The organism is Pseudomonas taeanensis MS-3, assembly GCF_000498575.2.
Lineage (GTDB): Bacteria > Pseudomonadota > Gammaproteobacteria > Pseudomonadales > Pseudomonadaceae > Aquipseudomonas > Aquipseudomonas taeanensis.
Genome location: NZ_AWSQ01000006.1, coordinates 236,881 through 257,757, shown reverse-complemented (window position 1 = coordinate 257,757; position 20,877 = coordinate 236,881). Strand labels below are relative to the sequence as shown.

The following is a 20,877-nucleotide window of genomic DNA, read 5'->3' as shown; positions in this document are numbered from 1 at the left end:
TAGGTTCTCCATATGGAAGGCAGTCGATGTAAGGCTGCCAGTGGAAATGTGAGCTGGGTCGCCGTGCATGAAATATGCAAGGAACGTATGCCATGAATTGGCAGTCTAAGGCCGCGATGATGGGCCCAGAAGCCCGGAAAAACAGGCAATCTAACATATTGGTGCCTTGCTCAAAATCCCTGCCGTTGTTAGAGTTTGCCGCACTTTTTTACCCACGCGTTGCCTAGGGTCCCTATCCCATGTTCAAAAAACTGCGTGGCATGTTTTCCAGCGATTTGTCAATTGACCTGGGCACTGCCAATACCCTTATTTATGTCCGCGAGCGCGGCATTGTGCTGAATGAGCCATCCGTGGTTGCTATCCGCACACATGGCAACCAGAAGAGCGTTGTGGCGGTCGGCACCGAAGCCAAGCGTATGCTCGGGCGTACTCCAGGCAATATTGCTGCCATCCGCCCAATGAAGGATGGCGTGATCGCCGACTTCAGCGTCTGCGAGAAGATGCTGCAGTATTTCATCAATAAAGTGCACGAAAACAGCTTTCTACAGCCGAGCCCGCGCGTGTTGATCTGCGTGCCTTGCAAGTCCACTCAGGTGGAGCGTCGTGCCATCCGCGAGTCGGCCATCGGTGCCGGTGCGCGTGAAGTGTTCCTGATAGAAGAGCCGATGGCCGCCGCCATTGGTGCCGGTTTGCCGGTGGAAGAAGCGCGTGGTTCGATGGTCGTCGATATCGGCGGCGGTACTACGGAAATTGCGCTGATTTCCCTGAACGGTGTGGTCTATGCCGAATCGGTACGGGTGGGCGGTGATCGTTTCGACGAGTCCATCATCACTTACGTGCGCCGCAACTACGGCAGCTTGATCGGCGAAGCCACTGCCGAGCGGATCAAGCAGGAAATCGGCACTGCCTACCCGGGTGGTGAAGTCCGCGAAGTTGACGTGCGTGGACGTAACCTGGCCGAAGGTGTGCCACGCAGTTTCACTCTGAATTCCAACGAAGTGCTGGAAGCTCTGCAGGAGTCTTTGGCGACCATCGTCCAGGCGGTCAAGAGTGCGCTGGAGCAGTCGCCTCCCGAGCTGGCGTCGGACATCGCCGAGCGCGGACTGGTGCTGACCGGCGGCGGCGCCTTGCTGCGGGACCTGGACAAGCTGCTGGCCCAGGAAACCGGCCTGCCAGTGATCGTTGCCGAAGACCCGCTGACCTGCGTCGCCCGTGGCGGCGGCAAGGCCCTGGACATGATGGATCGTCACACCATGGATCTGCTGTCCACGGAATAAGTCATCTGCTCCAAGTCCCAAGCTGCAAGCCGGTTACCACTCGCTTGCAGCTTTTTTGCGTGATGCTTGAAGCCGTGAGGAGCCGCCGATCAAACCCCTATTTGCCAAAGGTCCTTCGCTCGGCGTACGCCTGTTGGTGCTTGCCGTGCTCTCGGTCGCGCTGATGGTGGTGGATGCACGCTTCTCGGCGTTGCAGCCGTTGCGCAATCAGTTGGGTCTGATCGTCGAGCCGGTCTACTGGTTGGGACGCTTGCCCGTCACCCTGTGGCAAAACGCCAACGAGCAACTCAGCTCGCGCAGTGAGCTGGCCGCCGAAAACGAAAAGCTCAAGGCCGAAGGGCTAATGATGCAGCGTCGCCTGCAGCGGCTCGCGGCGCTGACCGAGCAGAATGTGCGCTTGCGCGAGCTGCTCAATTCCTCGGCGCTGGTCGATGACGAGGTCTTGGCCACCGAGCTGATCGGTATCGACCCCAACCCGTTCACTCATCGCATCCTGATCGACAAGGGCGAGAAAGACGGGGTGCTGCTCGGCCAGCCGATCCTCGACGCGCGCGGTCTGATGGGACAAGTGGTCGAGGTCATGCCCTACACCTCGCGGGTGTTGCTGCTGACCGATATCACCCACAGCATTCCGGTGCAGGTCAATCGTAACGGCCTGCGCGCTATCGCCAGCGGCACCGGTAACCCGGAGCGTCTGGAATTGCGCCATGTGGCCGATACCGCGGATATCAAAGAAGGCGACCTGTTGGTCAGCTCCGGGCTCGGTCAGCGCTTTCCGACGGGCTACCCGGTGGCCACTGTGACTGAAGTGATTCACGACTCTGGTCAGCCTTTTGCTATCGTTCGGGCCACTCCGACCGCTAATTTGAATCGCAGCCGCTACATGCTTCTGGTGTTTACCGATCCGCGTACGCCGGAGCAGCGTGCGACCGAGTCGGCCGAGGCTCAGGAAGCGGTGGATCGCCAGGAGCGGGCGCAGCCGGAGGTGTCACCCGGCGGCGCAGTCGCGTCCCCGCGGCCCGCTCCAGCCACTGATCAGGAGCCCCGGCAATGATCGCTGTACGTGCGCGCAATGTGTGGGTGATCTGGCTCAGTCTCGCCTTGGCGTTATTGCTCAGTGTGGCGTCTTTGCCCAAGTTCATGGAGATTGGTCGCCCGCTCTGGCTGGCGCTGTTCCTGACCTATTGGACGTTGGCCGTGCCACATCGCGTAGGCATGGCCACTGCCTGGTGCTTCGGCCTGCTGGCCGACGTACTCAACGGTTCTCTGCTGGGGCAGAATGCCTTGATCCTGACCCTGATCACCTTCTTGGTGCTGAACCTGCATCAGCGCTTGCGCATGTTCCCGCTGTGGCAACAGAGCATGGTGCTGCTGGTGGTGTTCGGCTTGGCCCAACTGGTGCAACTGTGGCTCAATGCCTTGACCGGCAGTCGCCCGCCGACCTTGGAGTTTGTCTTGCCGGCCCTGGTCAGTGCGCTGTTGTGGCCGTGGGTCTATGCGATCTTGCGAGGCGTGCATCAGCGTCTCAGCGTCAATTAAGCGGGTCTGGTCTTGCCGTACCTAACAGGGAGAAGTCTGCATGGCCACGCTCTATCTGGCTTCGGGGTCGCCGCGTCGACGTGAGTTGTTGACGCAAATTGGTGTGCCCTTCATCCAGCTCAGTGTTCCCATCGATGAAAGCCCGCTGCCAGATGAACTGCCCAGTGCCTATGTCGAGCGCCTGGCGCGCGCTAAAGCCTTGGCCGGCCTGGGCTCGCTGGACAGTCCGCAAGAGGTCGTGGTGTTGGGAGCCGATACCGCGGTGGTGCTCGATGGGCGCATTCTCGGTAAACCTGCTGATCGCGAAGAGGCCCTTGCTACCCTGACAGCATTGGCCGGTCGCGAGCACCAGGTGCTGACGGCGGTGGCGTTGGCATCACGCGCGCGCTTGGCGGTACGGGTGGTCTCCAGCCAGGTGACCTTCCGTGCGCTGTCGCGCGGCGAGATAGAGGCTTATTGGGCTAGTGGCGAACCGCAGGACAAAGCCGGCAGTTATGCTATTCAAGGCCTGGCGGCGATATTCGTCAGCCAGTTGCAGGGCAGTTATTCGGCGGTGGTGGGCTTACCCCTGTGCGAAACGGCTGAACTGCTCGCAGAATTCGCTATTCCGTGCTGGCAGTCGCTGCCGGTCCACAGTTAAGAGGTTGCAAGCGGCGAGTGAGCGACGGCGCGGGCTGAGCGCTGCGCTTCCCCAGCTTTCAGCTTCACCTGAGAAGAGATGGCCGCATGAGTGAAGAGATTCTGATCAATATCACGCCGATGGAGTCGCGCGTGGCGGTGGTGGAAAACGGCGTGCTGCAGGAAGTGCATGTCGAGCGCACACAGCGGCGCGGCATCGTCGGCAATATCTATAAAGGCAAAGTGGTGCGCGTCCTGCCGGGCATGCAGGCGGCGTTCGTCGATATCGGCCTTGAGCGCGCGGCGTTTATCCACGCCTCGGAAATTTCCAGCCGTGAGGGCAGTGCGGTGGAAAGCATCAGCGCCCTGGTGCATGAAGGGCAGGCGCTGGTGGTACAGGTCACCAAGGACCCGATTGGCAGCAAGGGCGCGCGGCTGACCACCCAGCTGTCGATTCCCTCGCGCTACCTGGTGTACATGCCACGCACCAGCCACGTTGGCATCTCGCTGAGGATCGAAGACGAAGGCGAGCGCGAGCGGCTCAAGCAGGTCGTTGCCGATTGCGTCGAAGCCGAAGGTATCGAGGAGGCCGGCGGCTTCATCCTGCGCACCGCCGCAGATGGTGCCGGTGCCGAGGAGATTCTCATCGATATTCGCTACCTGCGCCGCCTGTGGGAGCAGATTGGCGGACAAATCCAGGCCGCGCCGGCACCCTCGGTGATCTATGAGGACCTCAGCCTGGCCTTGCGCACCCTGCGTGATCTGGTCAGCTTGCGTACCGAGAAGATCCGCGTCGACTCGCGGGAAACCTTCCAGAAGATCACCCAGTTTGGCGCCGAACTGATGCCGGAAATTGCCGGCCGTCTGGAGCATTACCCGGGCGAGCGGCCGGTTTTTGATTTGTATGGCGTTGAGGACGAAATTCAGAAAGCCCTGGAGCGCAAAGTGCCGCTGAAGTCGGGCGGTTACCTGATCATCGACCCCGCCGAAGCGATGTCCACCATCGACGTCAACACTGGCGCCTTCGTCGGCCACCGCACCCTCGAGGAAACCATTTTCAAGACCAACCTGGAGGCTGCCACGGCCATCGCCCGCCAGCTGCGTCTGCGTAACCTCGGCGGCATCATCATCATCGACTTCATCGACATGGAAGATGAAGAGCACCAGCGGCAAGTGTTGCGCACCCTGGAAAAGCAACTGGAGCGCGACCACGCCAAGACCAACATCATCGGTATTACCGAGCTGGGCCTGGTGCAGATGACCCGCAAGCGCACGCGCGAGAGCCTGGAACAGATATTGTGTGAACCGTGTGTCTGCTGCCAGGGTCGTGGCAAGCTGAAGACGCCGGAAACCATTTGCTATGACATCTTTCGCGAAATTCTCCGCGAGGCCCGTGCCTATCAGGCCGAAGGTTACCGAGTGCTGGCCAATCAGAAGGTGGTGGACCGTCTGCTCGACGAAGAGTCGGGCAATGTCGCCGATCTGGAGGCTTTTATCGGTCGTACCATCAAATTTCAGGTCGAGACCATGTACTCCCAGGAGCAATACGATGTGGTCCTGCTGTGATCTGGCCGTGCTGTTTCGGGGCATGAACTGAGTGGAGCGTTTGGCCCGCTGGTTCTTCGCTTCGATTCGCTGGGGCCTGGGTTTCTGTGCCCTGGTTTTGATGCTGGCGGCGCTGTATGTCAGCCTCGGCCGTCAGCTGGTGCCGCTGGTTGCCGAATATCGCCTGGAAGCCGAAGACAAGGCCCGCGCAGCGTTGGGCATGTCGCTCGAAATAGGTCGGCTGGAAGGTCACTGGCAAGGCTTTGCCCCCGTGCTGATCGCCCACGATGTACTGGTGGGCGAAGGCCCCAGTGCGCTGCGCCTGGATCAGATACGCGTAGTGCCGGATATGCTGGCCAGTCTGTTGACTGGCCAGCCGCGGCTGGCCCAGCTCGAGCTGGATGGCGTGCAGCTCAGCGTACTGCAAGATCCGCAGGGGGCCTGGACGCTCAAAGGCCTGCCGCAGCGGAGTGAGGTGGGGGGCGTCGATCCGCGGCAGATGCTGACTCAGCTGCAAGCGGTCAGCCGACTGTCGCTGCTCAACAGTCAGGTGACCCTGGAGGCCCATGGACACCCGGCGCAAACCTTCACCTATGTCAATCTGACGCTGGGTAATGGGGCCCGGCGCCAGCGTTTGGATGCGCGTCTGTTGCTGCCGGATGGCCAGCCTGTGGCGTTGCAGCTGCGCACGCGACTGTCGACCGAGAACTGGCGGAATTCATCTGCCGAACTGTACCTGAGCCTGCCGCAAAGTGACTGGGCGCGTTGGCTGCCGCCGAGCCTGACGCGCGCCTGGCGCCTGGAGCAGCTGGAGGCCGGCGGTGAAGTCTGGTTGTCCTGGGCCGAGGGTGCCGTGCAGCGTGCAGTCAGTCGCTTGCATGCGCCTCAGGTGTCGGCCGCTTATGCCCAGCGTGAAGCGGTGCAGCTGCAAGACGTGGCGGTGAGCGCCTATTTCACCCGTAAGAAGCAGGGTTTCGAGCTGTTGTTGGATGACCTGGCCCTGAGCCAGGGCGACAAGCGCTGGGGGGAGGTGCAGTTGAGTCTGCGCCAGCAGCCGGGTAGCCAGGAAGTTGAAGAGCAATGGCTGGTGAGTGCCGATCGGCTCGACCTGGCGCCGTTATTGCCATTGATCGAAGGCTTGGCACCCTTGCCTGACAGCGGCATGCAGCTCCTCAGTAGCCTGCAACCGCACGGTGCCCTGCGCAATATGACGCTGGACTACCGACCTCAGGTGGAGGGCGCAAAACGCCTGCAGTTTGCCGTCAATCTCGAGCGTATTGGCTTTGCCGCCTATCACGCGTCGCCAGCGGTGGAGAATGTCACGGGCAGCCTCAGTGGCGACCTGGGTGAGGGTGAGCTGCGGCTTGCCACGGAAAACTTTTCCCTGCACCTGACCACGTTGTTTCCCAAACCCTGGTTGTATCAGCAGGCTAATGCGCGCCTGACCTGGCGGCTGGATGAGCAGGGTTTCACCCTGCGCAGCCCGTATTTGCAGGTGGTCGGCGAAGAGGGCAGGATCGCAGGCGATTTCCTCATTCGCCTGCTGCACGATGCCGAAGCGGAAGACTACATGGATCTGCGTGTCGGCCTGCGTGAAGGCGACGCCCGTTATACCGAGAAATACCTGCCAACTCGTGCGCCGGGTATGAGTGCAGAGTTGGCTCGATGGCTCAAGGTCGCGATTAATAGCGGCAAGGTCGATGAGGGCTACTTCCAGTATCAGGGCTCATTGAACACGGGCGCCAGCGATGCGGCGCGCAGCCTCAGCCTGTTCTTCGCCGTCAAGGATGCCGAGTTGGCTTTCCAGCCAGGTTGGCCAGCATTGCGCGAGGCGCAGGGTGACGTGTTCATCGAGGACAGTGGCGTCCGGGTACGGGTAAGCCAGGGGCGTTTGCTGAACAGTCGAGTGAGCAGCGTTCGCGCCGATATTCCGCATGCCGCTGAGGGGCAGGCACCGCGCTTGCAGTTGACTGCCGAGATCCAGAGCAGCGTGGGCGATGCCTTGACAATTCTCCAGGAGGCGCCCATGGGCACGGCCGAGACGTTCGCCGGCTGGCAGGGCAAGGGGCCGCTGAGCGGCTCGCTCACGCTCGATCTACCCTTGCGCAAAGGGCAGACTCCGGATGTGCTGGTGGATTTCGCCACCGAGGGCGCGCAGCTCAAGCTGAGTACCCCGGTGCTAGAGCTGAGTCAGCTGCGCGGCGCTTTTCGTTACAACACTGCCAGTGGTTTGAGTGCGCCGGATATTCGTGCCCAGGTGCTGGGTCATGCGGTACGCGGCAAGGCGGTTGCCGAAGGCGCCAATGGCCGCCCGCGCAGCCTGATAGAAGCGCGTGGTCAGGTACCCCTGAACAACCTGACTGACTGGCTGGGCGTCACCCAGCCGCTGCCTTTGGCCGGCACCTTACCCTATCGCCTGCGCCTGACCCTCGATGGTGACGACAGCCTGCTGCGGGTGGACTCCAGTCTCGAGGGTCTGGCTGTCGAGTTGCCGGCGCCCTTTGGTAAGCGTGCGGATGAGCAGCGTTATGCCGACTGGCGCATGAGCCTGGGCGGGAGCGAGCGGCGTTACTGGTTGGAGTACGCCGATCTGGCTAGCTTGTCGTTTGCCGCGCCGCCTGGGCTGCCGGGTGAGGGGCGAGGCGAGCTGCGTTTGGCCGATGGTCTGGCCAGCTTGCCGGGGGGTAAAGGGCTGCGAGTCCGTGGCAAGGTATCAGAGTTGGACTGGTCCGCCTGGCAGGCAGCTCTGAAACCCTATGCGAATGTGCCGCGGGACGATGCCCAGCAGCTGTTCAAGGATGCACGCTTAAGCATCGGTCGATTCAGCGGTTTTGGCAGCACGGTGGACAACCTCCAGGTGCAGCTACAGCGCGCATCTGGAGCCTGGTCCCTGAGTCTGGACAGTCAGTTGTTGAAAGGTCGAGTTGGCCTGCCTGATGCGTCTGCTGCACCAATTGCGGTCGAGCTTGAATACCTGCGGTTACCCGCAGCCGAGACGAAGGTGGCCACGGTCGAGGACCGGCCCGACCTGTTGGCCAGTGTCGATCCTCGGCAAATCCCGGCTCTTGATCTGCGAATCGACCAGGTATTGCGAGGCACAGAGCTGTTGGGCGCCTGGTCGTTCAAGGCGCGGCCGAATGCCAGTGGTCTGCAGTTCAGCAGCTTGAACCTGAATCTCAAGGGGCTGCAGGTGACGGGCAACGCCGGCTGGGAAGGCGCACCGGGCGCATCCAGCAGTTGGTATAAAGGCCGCCTGCAGGGCAAGGATCTGACTGAGGTGCTGCTGGCCTGGGGTTTCGCGCCAACGGCCACAAGCGAAAGCTTCCGTCTGGATGTCGATGGACGCTGGCCGGGCTCGCCGGCCTGGGTCAGCCTGAAACGTTTCTCCGGCAGCATGGATGCATCCTTGCGCAAAGGCCAGTTCGTCGAGGTGCAGGGTTCTGCTTCGGCACTGCGGATATTTGGCCTGCTCAACTTCAATTCGATTGGCCGCCGCCTGCGCCTGGACTTTTCCGACCTGCTCGGTAAAGGACTGAGTTATGACCGGGTCAAGGGGCTGCTGGTCGCCTCGGACGGGGTCTTCGTCACCCGTAAACCGATCGCCCTGACTGGGCCCTCGAGCAACCTGGAGCTGAATGGCACCCTGAACATGGTCGACCAGTCGATCGATGCCAAGCTGTTGGTCACCTTGCCGGTGACCAACAACCTGCCGCTGGCGGCCTTGATCGTCGGTGCGCCGGCGATTGGCGGGGCGTTATTCCTGGTGGATAAACTGCTGGGCGATCGTGTGGCGCGCTTTGCCAGCGTGCAATACGACGTCAAAGGTTCCTTGGATGACCCGCAAATCACTTTCGACAAGCCCTTTGAAAAGCAGCGCTGAGGGTCGTGGATTGACTGGTACGGCCATGCATTCGGCGGGCATGCCTTGTAAGCTGGTGGTTCATCTCTCCCCCGAGGAGGAGTACGCATGAGCCTCGCGGTGATTCAAATGGTCAGTCAGGACGATGTGCTGGCTAATCTGGCTCAGGCCCGCCGCCTGCTTGAACGGGCGGCCGCGGGCGGTGCACGACTGGCAGTGTTGCCGGAAAATTTCGCCGCCATGGGCCGGCGTGACCTGGCCGCACTGGGTCGCCGTGAAGCCTATGGTGACGGGCCGATCTTGCCCTGGTTGAAACAGGCCGCGAGTGACTTGCGCTTATGGATAGTCGCCGGCACCTTGCCCTTGCCGCCGGACGGCAAGCCCGATGCCAAGGCAATGGCCTGTTCGCTGCTGATCGACGAGCAGGGCGAGCGCGTGGCGCGCTATGACAAGCTGCACCTGTTCGATGTGGATGTCGCCGACAGTCGCGGTCGTTACCGCGAGTCGGACGACTATGCCCATGGGCATAGTCTGGTGGTGGCCGACACGCCCGTTGGGCGCTTGGGTTTGACGGTGTGCTACGACCTGCGTTTTCCTGAGCTGTATGGCGCCTTGTGTGAAGCGGGGGCGGAGCTGATCAGCGTTCCTTCGGCCTTTACTGCGGTGACCGGTGCGGCTCATTGGCAGGTGCTGACCCGCGCTCGCGCCATTGAAACGCAGTGCTACCTGTTGGCTGCAGGCCAGGGTGGTTGTCATCCTGGTGGTCGCGAGACTTTTGGCCACTCGGCGATCATCGATCCCTGGGGGCGGGTGTTGGCCGAACAGGCACAGGGTGAAGGGCTGCTCCTGGCCGCGCGCGACGCTGCCGAGCAAGCCGCTATCCGCCAACGTATGCCGGTGGCCCGGCATAAACGATTTTTTGCAGCGGCCGAACCGCGGCTGCCAGGTTTGGAGTAGTTATGAGCGAGATGTTGTTGTCCGTCAGTGAGCATGTGTTGAGCCCGGGCGGTTTGACTATCGATCATCTGCCCAGCGTGCTGGGCGAGTTGGTCGGCCCTGGCATCGATGCCGCCGATTTGTACTTTCAGAGTCAGGTCTCGGAAACCTGGGTGCTCGAGGATGGCATCGTCAAAGAGGGCAGCTTCAATCTCGACCAAGGGGTTGGGGTGCGCGCCCAGTCCGGCGAGAAAACCGGTTTCGCTTACAGCAACGCCATCACTGCTGAGGCCCTGAGCCAGGCGGCGCGCGCTGCCCGCTCGATTGCCCGCGCCGGACAGCAGGGCCGGGTACAGGCGTTCAGCAGCTCAGCCGTGACGGCCTTGTATGCTCCGGATAACCCGTTGGATGTGATCGGCCGGGCGGAGAAGGTCGAGCTGTTGAAGCAGATCGATCAGGCGACTCGGGCCCTCGATACGCGGATCAAGCAAGTAACGGTCAGCCTTGCCGGGGTCTGGGATCGGGTGTTGGTCGCGTCCAACGACGGTAGTCTGGGCGCCGATGTACGCCCGCTGGTGCGTTTCAATGTCAGTGTCATCGTCGAGCAGAATGGCCGGCGCGAGCGCGGTGGTCATGGCGGTGGTGGGCGTACCGATTACCGCTATTTCCTGGCGAAAGATGGCCTCAACGAAAGCCGCGCCATGGGTTATGCCCGCGAGGCGCTGCGTCAGGCGCTGGTCAATCTGGAGGCGATTCCCGCGCCGGCCGGTAGCATGCCGGTGGTGATGGGCGCTGGCTGGTCCGGCGTGCTGCTGCATGAGGCGGTGGGGCATGGCCTGGAGGGCGACTTCAACCGCAAGGGCAGTTCCGCCTACAGCGGCCGCATGGGTGAAATGGTTGCCTCCAGCCTGTGCACCATCGTCGACGACGGCACTCTGGCCGAGCGCCGCGGATCGTTGAGCGTGGATGATGAGGGCACGCCGACCGAGTGCACCACGCTGATCGAAAATGGCGTACTCAAGGGCTATATGCAGGACAAGCTGAACGCGCGTCTGATGGGCGTGGCCTGTACCGGTAATGGTCGGCGCGAATCTTATGCACACCTGCCGATGCCGCGCATGACCAACACCTACATGCTGGCGGGTGAGAGCGACCCTGAAGAAATTATCCGTTCGGTAAAGCGGGGTATCTACTGCGCCAATCTCGGCGGTGGCCAGGTCGACATTACCAGCGGCAAGTTCGTGTTCTCCACCAGCGAAGCGTATTTGATTGAGGACGGCAAGATCACCGCGCCGGTCAAGGGCGCAACCCTGATCGGCAATGGTCCCGAAGCCATGAGTCGGGTGTCGATGGTTGGTAATGACCTGGCTCTGGACAGCGGCGTTGGCACTTGTGGCAAGGACGGCCAGTCGGTGCCGGTGGGCGTCGGTCAGCCGACCCTGAAGATCGATGCTATTACCGTGGGCGGGACCGGTGCCTAGGGTGGGTCTTGACCCTCCGAGCGGGCCGCGGGAGCGGCGGCTGGTTATGGTGGGTTACGCCGCTGCGCGGCTAACCCACCCTACAGGGCTGTAGCGGTTTTTAACGCAGCCCGCGCTGGGTTTCATCCAGCTCGCGGATGTATTTGAAAAGCTTGCGTGAGGCGGCAGGCGCTTTGTTTTGCGCGAGCTCGTGCTGGCCCTGGCGGATCAGTTGACGCAGGTGCTGGCGATCCGCTTGCGGGTACTCACCGACGAAAGTCTCAAGGGTTTCGTCGTTGCCGTTGAGCAGGCGGTCGCGCCAGCGCTCCAGGTTGTGAAAACGTTCGTTGTACTGGCGGGTCGAGGCGTCGAGCTGATCGAGCAGAGTAAGGATCGCTTCGATATCCTGGTCACGCATGAGCTTGCCGATGAACTGCACATGGCGCTTTTTCGCGGAGTTGGCGGTGTGCTTCGGCGCCTCGGCCAATGCGCGGCGTAGCTCATCGGTCAACGGTAGCTTGTTCAGCAGGTCGGGCTTTAAGGTGGTCAGGCGTTGACCCAGATCTTGTAATGCGTGCAGCTCGCGTTTGACCTGGGTTTTACTCTTCTCGCCGGAGAAGTCGTCAAGGTATTCAGACATGGGGGCGGTCCAGTGGAAAACGCCGCCATGATAGCAGCAAGTTTCCAGCTGCAAGCGTTTGGACTTACAGGCCGCAGCTTGGCTTCTAATGCTTAGAATCCGATCAGGGTCAAAGCGAGGAAAGGTCAGGCAAGGCAAAACGGCTGAGTGAGCGGGGATGACTGGCTGTAAATGAGCCTTTAGAAGCCATCGTTAACGCAGCATCACGCCCAGGCCCGTAGTAGATCCTGAACAGATTCTTAGGAGTGTTTATGAGTGCAGTAGAAATAGTCGGTCCTCAGGCCGTGCCGCAATTGCAGGCTCAGGTCGAGCAGATCATCGCCGAGGCGAAAAAGCAGGGTGCCAGTGCCTGTGAGGTCGCAGTATCGGTGGAGCAGGGCCTGTCCACCACGGTGCGCCAGCGCGAAGTGGAAACAGTCGAGTTCAACCGTGATCAGGGCTTTGGCATCACCCTGTATGTTGGTCAGCGCAAGGGCTCGGCGAGTACCTCTGCCAGCGGTGAGGCGGCCATTCGCGAGACCGTGGCGGCGGCGCTGGCGATTGCTAAGCATGCGTCGGAGGACGACTGTTCCGGTCTGGCCGATGCCGCGCTGATGGCTACCGAGTTGCCGCAATTGGACCTCTATCATCCCTGGGCGATCAGTCCGGAGCAGGCTATCGAGCAAGCGCTGGTCTGCGAGGCGGCGGCCTTTGCCGCGGACACGCGAATCAAGAACGCCGATGGCACCACCTTGAATACTCATCAAGGCTGCCGCGTGTACGGCAACAGCCATGGATTTGTCAGTGGTTATGCCAGTACACGGCACAGCCTGAGCTGCGTGATGATCGCCGAGGATGGTGGGCAGATGCAGCGCGACTACTGGTATGACGTCAATCGTCAGGGCGAGTTACTGAGCGATGCCGCGAGCATTGGCCTGCGCGCCGCGCAGCGTTCGGTCAGTCGTCTGGGCGCTCGTCCTGTGCCGACCTGTGAGGTGCCGGTGCTGTTTTCCGCCGAGCTGGCGACCGGTTTGTTCGGCAACTTCCTGGCGGCGATCTCCGGCGGCAACCTGTACCGCAAGTCCTCCTTTCTCGAAGGTACCTTGGGCCAGCAGTTATTCCCCGAGTGGATGAAACTCGATGAACGCCCGCATATTCCGCGTGCGCTGGGCAGTGCCGCTTTCGATGGCGATGGTCTGGCTACCTATGCCAAGTCGTTCGTCGAGGGCGGCGAGTTGCTGTCCTACGTGCTCGGCACCTACTCCGGGCGCAAGCTGGGCATGCCCAGCACGGCTAACGCGGGCGGGGTGCATAACCTGTTCGTCAGCCATGGCGAGGAAGACCAGCAGGCATTGATCAAGCGTATGGGTCGTGGCCTGTTGGTCACCGAGCTGATGGGGCAGGGCTTGAATATGGTCACCGGCGACTATTCTCGAGGCGCCGGCGGTTACTGGGTGGAGAATGGCGAGATTCAGTTTCCAGTGCAGGAAGTGACCATCGCCGGCAACCTGCGCGATATGTTCAAGCAAATCGTAGCGGTGGGCAGTGACCTGGAGCTGCGCAGCAATATCCGCACCGGCTCGGTGCTGATCGAACGGATGACGGTGGCAGGTAGCTGATCATTGTGAGTTAAAAAAAAGCGGCTAGCCGTTGGCTCGGCTAGCCGCTTTTGTTTGCCTGGCTGCGCTTATTCGCCTTCGTCGAAGCGGTTGTTGATCAGCTCTACCAATGCAGAGAGCGCGTCATGATCCTGTTCGCCTTCGGTGTGCAGGTGAATCGGTGTGCCTTTGCCTGCGGCGAGCATCATCACGGCCATGATGCTTTTGCCGTCCACCAGACTTTCCGGCGCACGACCGACCCTGACCTGACAAGGAAAGCGCCCTGCGACGCCGACAAACTTTGCGGCAGCACGCGCATGCAAGCCCAGTTTGTTGATGATGGTGATTTCGCAGGTGGGCATCGCGGCAATTCCTTAACTGAGGTCGCGGTGGCGAATCTGGACGTTTTTCAGGATGGGTTTGAGGGCCTCACCGAGGCGGTTGGCCAAGTATACCGAGCGGTGGTGGCCGCCAGTACAGCCGATGGCCACTGTGACATAAGCTCGATTGCTGGCGGCGAAACGTGGCAGCCATTTCTTCAGATAAGTGAAGACGTCTTGATACATTTCCTCGACATCGGCCTGAGCTGACAGGTACTCGACCACGGGCTGGTCGAGGCCTGAGTAGTCGCGTAGATCAGGTTTCCAATAAGGGTTGGGCAGGCAGCGCACATCAAAGACCAGGTCGGCATCCACCGGCATGCCGCGTTTAAAGCCGAAAGACTCCACCAGAAAAGCCGTGCCGGGTTCGGGGCGGTTCAGCAGGCGTAGCTTGAGGCTGTCGCGCAACTGATACAGATTGAGATGAGTGGTGTCTATCTTCAGGTCGGCCAGGTCGATGATCGGTCCCAGCAATTGGCTTTCATCGGCAATGGCTTCCGCCAATGAGCGGTTTTCGTTGGTCAGGGGGTGGCGCCGACGTGTTTCGGAAAAGCGTTTGAGCAGGGTTTCTTCGTCGGCATCCAGGTAAATCACATCACACTGAATATGCCGAGCACGAACCTCGTCGAGCAGTTCGGGGAAGCGCTTGAGGTGGCTTGGCAGGTTGCGGGCATCGATCGATACCGCCACCTGGGGGTGCAACAGTTCGGTGTGCAGCAGGGCGCGCTCGGCCAGCTCAGGGAGCAGCCCGGCGGGGAGGTTGTCGATGCAGTAGAAGTCGTTGTCTTCAAGAACATCGAGGGCGGTGCTTTTGCCGGAGCCGGAGCGGCCGCTGACGATGATCAAACGCATGATTAGGCTCTGCTGAGATGACAGGTGGTACCGCGTTGCCACTCCGAAGCTCGCCAGACGAGACGTTTGATGCAGGCAGTGGCATTTTTCTGGACAAGCCCTGCTGCGAGGCAGGGCAAGAGTCGATACGTCGCCCAGAGGGAAGGGGGCATCTGGTTACCGGTCTGCATAACGTGCCGTTTGTTTCGAGTAGCCAAGCCTCTCTCCTCGCGGCCTGCGTTCAACAGAGTTTCTGCCTAGCGGCCGCTCTGCACGTCCACTACGACCTGATACAGGGTATCGCTATCTGGGGCCTGGCGCAGACGTTCGCGCACGTCGCCTCGGTCGAGCATGCTGGCGATCTGACGTAGTAGTTCCAGGTGCTCATCGGTAGCGGCCTCTGGCACCAACAAGACAAACAGCAGATCGACGGGTACGCCGTCGATGGCATCGAAATCCACCGCTGTACTCAGTCTCAGCAGGGCGCTGATCGGCGCGGCGCAGCCCGGCAGGCGACAATGCGGGATGGCAATGCCGTTACCGAAACCGGTCGAGCCAAGCTTTTCGCGGGCAATCAGGCTCTCGTAAATGTCTTGACCATTGAGGTCCGGCAGCTCGCGCGCTACCAGATTGGCAATCTGTTCGAGAACACGTTTTTTACTGCCGCCCGGCACATTCACCAAGGAACGGCCGGGGGTCAGGATATTTTCAAGTCGGATCATAGGAGGTAGGCGCTGTCAGCGAGCCATTGCACCCTGCTGACGGTCGAGATGCTTTTCCTTGTGCTTGATGAGTTGTCGGTCGAGTTTGTCGGTCAGTAGGTCGATGGCTGCATACATGTCGTCATGTTCAGCATTGGCGACGACTTCGCCGCCGGCGATGTGCAACGTCGCCTCGATCTTCTGCTTGAGCTTCTCGACCTCCATGGTGACTTGCACATTGGTGATTTTGTCGAAGTGGCGCTCCAATCGACTGAGCTTCTCGTCGATATAGTCGCGCAGGGCGTCGGTCACATCCAGCTGGTGTCCACTGATGTTGACTTGCATACCGCTTTCTCCTTGTTGCCATGTGTAAGAGGCAGGCTAACGGCCCTGCCGCCGGAACACTTTGATGCTGAAGACTGTTGCGAAAAACTGACCTAGGCACTGTCGCTCTCGCGTCTTGGCAGTATGGCTGCTTTTGAAGGGGGCGAGGGCAAGGGTGTTGTGATCAATCTCCTGTTCGTGCCGCCTCACATCAATCGCTTGCGCTCACTGGAGGGCGCTATTCCGAGGGATTCACGGTATTTTGCGACAGTGCGGCGGGCCACTTGTATGCCCTGTGCTTCCAGTAAACCAGCGATCTTGCTGTCACTCAACGGCTTTTTTACATTTTCCGCGGCGACCAGTTTCTTGAGAATGGCGCGGATTGCAGTCGACGAGCACTCGCCGCCCTCTGCGGTGCTGACGTGGCTGGAGAAGAAGTATTTCAACTCGTAAATGCCGCGAGGGGTGTGCATGAATTTTTGCGTAGTGACCCGTGAAATGGTCGATTCATGCATGCCCACTGCCTCGGCAATATCGTGCAGTACCAAGGGTTTCATGGCTTCATCGCCATAGTCGAGAAAGCCACGTTGGTGTTCGACGATCTGGGTGGCCACTTTCATAAGGGTTTCGTTGCGGCTTTGCAGGCTCTTGATGAACCAGCGTGCTTCTTGCAGTTGGTTGCGCATGAACGTGTTGTCGGCACTGGCATCGGCGCGGCGCACGAAGCCGGCGTACTGGGCGTTAACCCTTAGGCGCGGCATGGCTTCCTGGTTGAGCTCGACCAGCCAGCGGTCGTTGTGCTTGCGCACGATAACGTCGGGTACCACATATTCCGGTTCGCCCGATTCGATCTGCGAGCCTGGGCGCGGGTTGAGGCTCTGGATCAGCTCGATGATCTGCCGCAGTTCATCCTCTTTGAGCTTCATGCGGCGCATCAGCTGGCTGAAGTCGCGGCTACCGAGCAAGTCGAGATAGTCGCTTGCCAAGCGCTGGGCTTCGGACAGCCAGGCAGTATTGGCTGGCAGTTGACGTAGTTGCAGCAGCAGGCATTCGCGCAAGTCCCGGGCGGCGATGCCGGCCGGCTCGAACTGTTGGATGCGGTGCAGTACGGCTTCCACTTCGTCCAGTTCAATGTCCAGCTCAGGGTCGAAGGCTTCTACTACTTCCTCGAGAGTCTCCTCCAGATAGCCCTGGGCGTTGATGCAATCGATCAGGGTGACGCCGATCAGGCGATCCTTGTCGGACATCGATGCCAGGTTGAGCTGCCAGAGCAAGTGGCTCTGCAGGCTTTCACCTGCGGAGGTGCGGGTGGTGAAGTCCCACTCGTCGTCATCGTTGCTCGGCAGGCTGCTGGCGCTGGTTTGGTAGATGTCTTCCCAGGCGGTGTCGACCGGCAGCTCATTAGGAATGCGCTCGCCCCACTCACCGTCCTCCAGGTTGTCCACGGTCTGCGGGGTTTCCTGGTAGCTGGTCTCCGCCTGAGCGGGTTCCTGCTGAGCGGTAGGGGTCTGGTTTTCGGCACCGTCGGCCATGGGGTCCGAATTGTCGAAGTCTTCGCCGTCTTCCTGGCGTTCGAGCATCGGGTTGGACTCCAAGGCCTCCTGGATCTCCTGTTGCAGATCAAGGGTGGACAGTTGGAGTAGGCGGATGGCCTGTTGCAGCTGCGGGGTCATCGTCAGCTGCTGGCCCATCTTCAGGACTAGCGATGGTTTCATTGCAGACCTTATTTACCGGCGTCTGTGCGCAATCCACTACAGGGCGCTTTGGGCGCCACAAGGAAGCAAATTATATGCCTGAGCTTGAGTGGTTTGCCTAGCGCTAGCTGCTGTTCGGTTGAGAAAAGCCGTTATTACAGGCGGAACTCATGTCCCAGATAGACTTCTTTGACCATTTGGTTGGCCAGGATGACTTCGGCATTCCCTTCGGCGATCAACTGGCCGTCATTGACTATGTAAGCGGTTTCGCAAATGTCCAGGGTTTCGCGGACGTTATGATCGGTGATCAGTACGCCGATGCCCTTGGCTTTGAGGTGGTGGATGATCTGCTTGATATCGCCGACCGAAATCGGGTCGACGCCGGCAAAGGGTTCGTCGAGCAGAATGAATTTCGGTGCGGTGGCCAGGGCGCGGGCAATTTCCACGCGACGGCGTTCGCCTCCCGACAGACTCATGCCCAGGTTGTCGCGGATATGGCTGATGTGGAACTCCTGCAGCAGGCTCTCCAGCTCCTTGCGGCGGCTAGGGCTATCGAGGTCTTTGCGCGTCTCGAGGATGGCCATGATGTTGTCGGCCACGCTGAGCTTGCGAAAAATCGACGCTTCCTGTGGCAGGTAACCGATGCCGGCACGTGCGCGGCCATGCATCGGTTGATGGCTGACGTCGTTGTCATCGATCAATACACGGCCTTGGTCCGCCTGTACCAGGCCGACAATCATGTAGAAACAGGTGGTTTTGCCGGCGCCGTTGGGGCCGAGCAGGCCGACGATTTGCCCGCTGTCAATGCTCAGACTGACGTCTCGGACGACTTGGCGACCTTTGTAGCTCTTGGCCAGGTGTTGGGCTTTCAAAGTGGCCATTGCTACTGTGCCTGCTGTTCGGCTGGTTTGTTCTTCGGCAGGATCACCATGTCGATGCGTGGGCGTGGCGTGGTGACGTTGGTGCCGGTGGCGCGACCTGCATTGACGATTTGGCGCTGGGTGTCATAGACGATCTTCTCGCCTTCGAAGGTGTTGCCTTCCTGAATCACCTTGGCTTGATCGATCAGCACGATGCGCTCATTGGCTGCGAAATACTGGATGGTCAGCCCGTAAGCCTTGACGATCTGTTTGTCCGCAGAGGGTTTTTGTTCGTAGTAGGCGGGTTTGCCGACTGCGGTGAAGACTTCGATATCGCCCTGGGCATTTTGCGTGATAGTCACTGTGTTGCCGGTGATCTTCAGGGTGCCTTGGGTAATCACTACGTCGCCGCGATAAACTGCAACGCCCTGCTTGTCGTCAAGCTCTGCGCTATCAGCTTGTACGCGGATGGGCTGCTCGCTATCGGATGGCAGTGCCCAAGCGCTGACGCTTCCGAGCGCGGCGCTTAAAACGAGGAGTAGGGGGAAGGTTTTAACGAACCTCATGCTGGCCTCTTACGTTGGACAGCAGGAGCATCCTGCCGTCATTCAAGTACGCTTTCATTCCTTGTGCCGTGGTCACCCCATTGGCCGCGTCGATTCTAACGGCTTGCTGGGTCTGCGCATATTCCTTCTCGGGGAATACGGTCAGGCGACTGGTCGTGAGAATGGTTGGGCGGCCCTTGGCATCGGTGCGCTCGACGCGCACTTTGTCGATGAGTTCGACTTCCTTGCCTTCCGGCGCCACTTCGCCACGCTCGCTGCGCACGTGCCAGGGAAAGTCGCTGCCGCGATATAGATCCAGGTTCGGATTGCTCAGCAGGGTGATGTCGGTGGCCTTGAGGTGCTTCAATTTGTCCGTGGTCATCTCGTAATGCAGCTTGCCGTCGACCTGGTATTGCACGGTCTTGGCGTTGATTACGTAGAAGTCGATAGCGTTTTCGCTGCCGGGCTTGGTCGGTCTATCCGAAAAACTGTCGGGGTTGATGTTCCAGTAGCCAATCGCGGCCAGGAGTGCGGCGGCTATGACGAACAGGATGGGGGTCAGCAGTTTACGCAGCATAGTAGGCTCTACAGGTAGGCGGCTTGAGCGGCGTCAAGACTGCCTTGGGCGCACATGATCAGCTCGCAGAATTCCCGCGCGGCGCCTTCGCCGCCGCGCGCCTGGGTTACGCCATGGGCATGCTGGCGGACGAAACTGTCCGCGCTGGCAACGGCCATGCCCAGGCCAACCCGGCGTATCACTGGCAGGTCCGGCAGGTCGTCACCCAAATAGGCGACCTGTTCATAGCTTAGGCCGAGTTCGCCAAGAAGCTCATCGAGTACCACTAATTTGTCTTCACGGCCCTGGTACAGGTGCTGAATGCCGAGGTTCTGCGCGCGGCGCTCGACCACCGGGGTCTTGCGACCGCTGATAATCGCGGTGCGTACGCCTGAAGCGATCAGCATCTTGATGCCGTGGCCATCGAGGGTGTTGAACGTCTTGAACTCACTACCGTCGACCAGGAAATACAGTTTGCCGTCGGTGAGCACACCGTCGACATCGAAGATCGCCAGTTTGATCGCTTGCGCGCGTTGCTGTAGTTGCGGGTTCATCACATCACTCCAGCGCGTAGCAGGTCGTGCATATTCAAGGCGCCGACTGGCCGGTCGTCGTCATCGACCACCACGAGTCCGCTGATCTTATGGTCTTCCATAATTTTCAAGGCTTCGGCGGCGAGCATTTCGGCGCGAGCGGTCTTGCCGTGGATGGTCATCACCTCATCGATGGTCGCGTGACGCACATCGATGCCGCGATCCAGGGTGCGGCGCAGGTCGCCATCGGTGAATATTCCTGCGAGACGGCCATCCTGTTCCAGGACGACGGTCATGCCCAGGCCTTTCTGGGTCATTTCCAGTAGGGCCTCGCGTAGCGACGTGCCACGTTGCACTTGGGGCAGGCTCTTGCCCGCGTGCATCACGTTCTCGACCTTGAGCAGCAGGCGTCGACCCAGGGCGCCGCCTGGGTGGGAGAAGGCAAAGTCTTCGGCGGTGAAGCCGCGCGCTTCCAGCAGGGCGATAGCCAGGGCGTCGCCTAGAACCAGCGAGGCGGTAGTAGAGGAAGTCGGCGCCAGATTGAGTGGGCAGGCTTCCTGGGAGACGCGGGCGTCCAGGTTGACTTCGGCGGCTTTGGCCAGCGGTGAGTCCGGGTTGCCGGTCATGCTGATCAGGGTAATGCCGAGACGCTTGATCAGCGGTAGCAGGGTGACTATTTCTGCCGTTGATCCCGAGTTGGACAGCGCCAGCACCACGTCGTCGCGGGTGATCATGCCCATGTCGCCGTGGCTGGCCTCGGCCGGGTGGACGAAGAATGCCGTGGTGCCTGTGCTGGCCAGAGTGGCGGCAATTTTGTTGCCGATATGCCCGGATTTACCCATGCCGACCACGACCACACGGCCTTTGCTGGCCAAAATAAGCTCGCAGGCGCGGATGAAGTCAGTGTCGATCCGTTGCAATAGCTCCTCGACCGCCTCGATCTCTAGGCGGATGGTGCGGTGCGCGGACTTGATCAGCTCGTGGGACTGGCTCATAGCGTTT

General features: G+C 60.5%; 20 protein-coding genes. 9 read left to right on the top strand and 11 right to left on the bottom strand.

The window, feature by feature from the left end; all coding sequences use genetic code 11:
- Positions 1-239 precede the first annotated feature (239 nt).
- The 8 genes from mreB (at position 240) to tldD (ending at position 11,255) form a co-directional block, all read left to right on the top strand.
- Positions 240-1,277, top strand: a complete 1,038-nt coding sequence (gene mreB, locus TMS3_RS19100) for a rod shape-determining protein MreB (RefSeq protein WP_025166899.1) — start codon at positions 240-242, stop codon at positions 1,275-1,277.
- 136 nt (positions 1,278-1,413) lie between these two features.
- Positions 1,414-2,331: a rod shape-determining protein MreC gene (mreC, locus tag TMS3_RS19095; protein ID WP_407691629.1), complete on the top strand. Its 918-nt coding sequence runs from the start codon at positions 1,414-1,416 to the stop codon at positions 2,329-2,331.
- Positions 2,328-2,816, top strand: coding sequence for a rod shape-determining protein MreD (gene mreD, locus TMS3_RS19090; RefSeq protein WP_025166897.1), 489 nt, complete (start codon positions 2,328-2,330; stop codon positions 2,814-2,816). The genes mreC and mreD overlap by 4 nt, the downstream gene beginning before the upstream one ends.
- A 40-nt stretch (positions 2,817-2,856) precedes the next feature.
- On the top strand, positions 2,857-3,456 hold the full coding sequence (locus TMS3_RS19085; RefSeq protein ID WP_029866484.1) for a Maf family protein: 600 nt from the start codon (positions 2,857-2,859) through the stop codon (positions 3,454-3,456).
- A gap of 86 nt (positions 3,457-3,542) precedes the next feature.
- On the top strand, positions 3,543-5,000 hold the full coding sequence (rng, locus tag TMS3_RS19080) for a ribonuclease G (RefSeq protein ID WP_025166896.1): 1,458 nt from the start codon (positions 3,543-3,545) through the stop codon (positions 4,998-5,000).
- Between the two features lie 31 nt (positions 5,001-5,031).
- Positions 5,032-8,859, top strand: a complete 3,828-nt coding sequence (locus tag TMS3_RS19075; RefSeq protein WP_025166895.1) for a YhdP family protein — start codon at positions 5,032-5,034, stop codon at positions 8,857-8,859.
- Positions 8,860-8,946: 87 nt separating this feature from the next.
- Complete coding sequence (locus tag TMS3_RS19070; RefSeq protein ID WP_025166894.1) at positions 8,947-9,795, top strand: carbon-nitrogen hydrolase family protein; 849 nt, start codon at positions 8,947-8,949, stop codon at positions 9,793-9,795.
- 2 nt (positions 9,796-9,797) lie between these two features.
- On the top strand, positions 9,798-11,255 hold the full coding sequence (gene tldD, locus TMS3_RS19065) for a metalloprotease TldD (protein WP_025166893.1): 1,458 nt from the start codon (positions 9,798-9,800) through the stop codon (positions 11,253-11,255).
- 100 nt (positions 11,256-11,355) lie between these two features.
- Here tldD and yjgA read toward each other — a convergent pair whose 3' ends face one another.
- Complete coding sequence (gene yjgA / locus TMS3_RS19060) at positions 11,356-11,874, bottom strand: ribosome biogenesis factor YjgA (protein ID WP_025166892.1); 519 nt, start codon at positions 11,872-11,874, stop codon at positions 11,356-11,358.
- Between the two features lie 251 nt (positions 11,875-12,125).
- On the opposite strand from yjgA, the gene pmbA reads away from it, so the two are divergent.
- Positions 12,126-13,472, top strand: a complete 1,347-nt coding sequence (pmbA, locus tag TMS3_RS19055) for a metalloprotease PmbA (protein WP_025166891.1) — start codon at positions 12,126-12,128, stop codon at positions 13,470-13,472.
- A 68-nt stretch (positions 13,473-13,540) separates the two neighbouring features.
- Here pmbA and TMS3_RS19050 read toward each other — a convergent pair whose 3' ends face one another.
- The 10 genes from TMS3_RS19050 to TMS3_RS19005 form a co-directional block, all read right to left on the bottom strand.
- Positions 13,541-13,813: an HPr family phosphocarrier protein gene (locus TMS3_RS19050; RefSeq protein ID WP_025166890.1), complete on the bottom strand. Its 273-nt coding sequence runs from the start codon at positions 13,811-13,813 to the stop codon at positions 13,541-13,543.
- 12 nt (positions 13,814-13,825) lie between these two features.
- Complete coding sequence (gene rapZ, locus TMS3_RS19045; RefSeq protein WP_025166889.1) at positions 13,826-14,683, bottom strand: RNase adapter RapZ; 858 nt, start codon at positions 14,681-14,683, stop codon at positions 13,826-13,828.
- A gap of 236 nt (positions 14,684-14,919) precedes the next feature.
- Positions 14,920-15,384, bottom strand: a complete 465-nt coding sequence (gene ptsN / locus TMS3_RS19040) for a PTS IIA-like nitrogen regulatory protein PtsN (protein WP_025166888.1) — start codon at positions 15,382-15,384, stop codon at positions 14,920-14,922.
- A gap of 15 nt (positions 15,385-15,399) precedes the next feature.
- A complete protein-coding gene (hpf, locus tag TMS3_RS19035; protein WP_025166887.1) occupies positions 15,400-15,708 on the bottom strand; it encodes a ribosome hibernation-promoting factor, HPF/YfiA family in 309 nt (102 codons plus the stop codon).
- A 185-nt stretch (positions 15,709-15,893) separates the two neighbouring features.
- Positions 15,894-17,402, bottom strand: coding sequence for an RNA polymerase factor sigma-54 (locus TMS3_RS19030; RefSeq protein ID WP_025166886.1), 1,509 nt, complete (start codon positions 17,400-17,402; stop codon positions 15,894-15,896).
- A gap of 134 nt (positions 17,403-17,536) precedes the next feature.
- Positions 17,537-18,262 carry an LPS export ABC transporter ATP-binding protein gene (gene lptB / locus TMS3_RS19025; RefSeq protein WP_025166885.1) on the bottom strand — a complete coding sequence of 242 codons (726 nt, stop codon included), beginning with the start codon at positions 18,260-18,262 and terminating at the stop codon, positions 17,537-17,539.
- 2 nt (positions 18,263-18,264) lie between these two features.
- Positions 18,265-18,807, bottom strand: coding sequence for a lipopolysaccharide transport periplasmic protein LptA (gene lptA / locus TMS3_RS19020; protein ID WP_025166884.1), 543 nt, complete (start codon positions 18,805-18,807; stop codon positions 18,265-18,267).
- A complete protein-coding gene (gene lptC / locus TMS3_RS19015) occupies positions 18,794-19,363 on the bottom strand; it encodes an LPS export ABC transporter periplasmic protein LptC (RefSeq protein WP_025166883.1) in 570 nt (189 codons plus the stop codon). Before lptC ends, lptA begins: the two co-directional genes overlap by 14 nt.
- Before the next feature lie 8 nt (positions 19,364-19,371).
- A complete protein-coding gene (locus TMS3_RS19010; protein WP_025166882.1) occupies positions 19,372-19,896 on the bottom strand; it encodes a KdsC family phosphatase in 525 nt (174 codons plus the stop codon).
- On the bottom strand, positions 19,896-20,870 hold the full coding sequence (locus TMS3_RS19005) for a KpsF/GutQ family sugar-phosphate isomerase (protein ID WP_025166881.1): 975 nt from the start codon (positions 20,868-20,870) through the stop codon (positions 19,896-19,898). Before TMS3_RS19005 ends, TMS3_RS19010 begins: the two co-directional genes overlap by 1 nt.
- Positions 20,871-20,877 lie beyond the last annotated feature (7 nt).

What these genes read in the sequence shown, in the direction of transcription:
- mreB (WP_025166899.1), top strand. Translation starts at nt 240, where the DNA reads ATGTTCAAAAAACTGCGTGGCATGTTTTCCAGCGATTTGTCAATTGAC.
- mreD (WP_025166897.1), top strand. Translation starts at nt 2,328, where the DNA reads ATGATCGCTGTACGTGCGCGCAATGTGTGGGTGATCTGGCTCAGTCTC.
- TMS3_RS19085 (WP_029866484.1), top strand. Translation starts at nt 2,857, where the DNA reads ATGGCCACGCTCTATCTGGCTTCGGGGTCGCCGCGTCGACGTGAGTTG.
- rng (WP_025166896.1), top strand. Translation starts at nt 3,543, where the DNA reads ATGAGTGAAGAGATTCTGATCAATATCACGCCGATGGAGTCGCGCGTG.
- TMS3_RS19070 (WP_025166894.1), top strand. Translation starts at nt 8,947, where the DNA reads ATGAGCCTCGCGGTGATTCAAATGGTCAGTCAGGACGATGTGCTGGCT.
- tldD (WP_025166893.1), top strand. Translation starts at nt 9,798, where the DNA reads ATGAGCGAGATGTTGTTGTCCGTCAGTGAGCATGTGTTGAGCCCGGGC.
- yjgA (WP_025166892.1), bottom strand. Translation starts at nt 11,874, where the DNA reads ATGTCTGAATACCTTGACGACTTCTCCGGCGAGAAGAGTAAAACCCAG.
- pmbA (WP_025166891.1), top strand. Translation starts at nt 12,126, where the DNA reads ATGAGTGCAGTAGAAATAGTCGGTCCTCAGGCCGTGCCGCAATTGCAG.
- TMS3_RS19050 (WP_025166890.1), bottom strand. Translation starts at nt 13,813, where the DNA reads ATGCCCACCTGCGAAATCACCATCATCAACAAACTGGGCTTGCATGCG.
- rapZ (WP_025166889.1), bottom strand. Translation starts at nt 14,683, where the DNA reads ATGCGTTTGATCATCGTCAGCGGCCGCTCCGGCTCCGGCAAAAGCACC.
- ptsN (WP_025166888.1), bottom strand. Translation starts at nt 15,384, where the DNA reads ATGATCCGACTTGAAAATATCCTGACCCCCGGCCGTTCCTTGGTGAAT.
- hpf (WP_025166887.1), bottom strand. Translation starts at nt 15,708, where the DNA reads ATGCAAGTCAACATCAGTGGACACCAGCTGGATGTGACCGACGCCCTG.
- TMS3_RS19030 (WP_025166886.1), bottom strand. Translation starts at nt 17,402, where the DNA reads ATGAAACCATCGCTAGTCCTGAAGATGGGCCAGCAGCTGACGATGACC.
- lptB (WP_025166885.1), bottom strand. Translation starts at nt 18,262, where the DNA reads ATGGCCACTTTGAAAGCCCAACACCTGGCCAAGAGCTACAAAGGTCGC.
- lptA (WP_025166884.1), bottom strand. Translation starts at nt 18,807, where the DNA reads ATGAGGTTCGTTAAAACCTTCCCCCTACTCCTCGTTTTAAGCGCCGCG.
- lptC (WP_025166883.1), bottom strand. Translation starts at nt 19,363, where the DNA reads ATGCTGCGTAAACTGCTGACCCCCATCCTGTTCGTCATAGCCGCCGCA.
- TMS3_RS19010 (WP_025166882.1), bottom strand. Translation starts at nt 19,896, where the DNA reads ATGAACCCGCAACTACAGCAACGCGCGCAAGCGATCAAACTGGCGATC.
- TMS3_RS19005 (WP_025166881.1), bottom strand. Translation starts at nt 20,870, where the DNA reads ATGAGCCAGTCCCACGAGCTGATCAAGTCCGCGCACCGCACCATCCGC.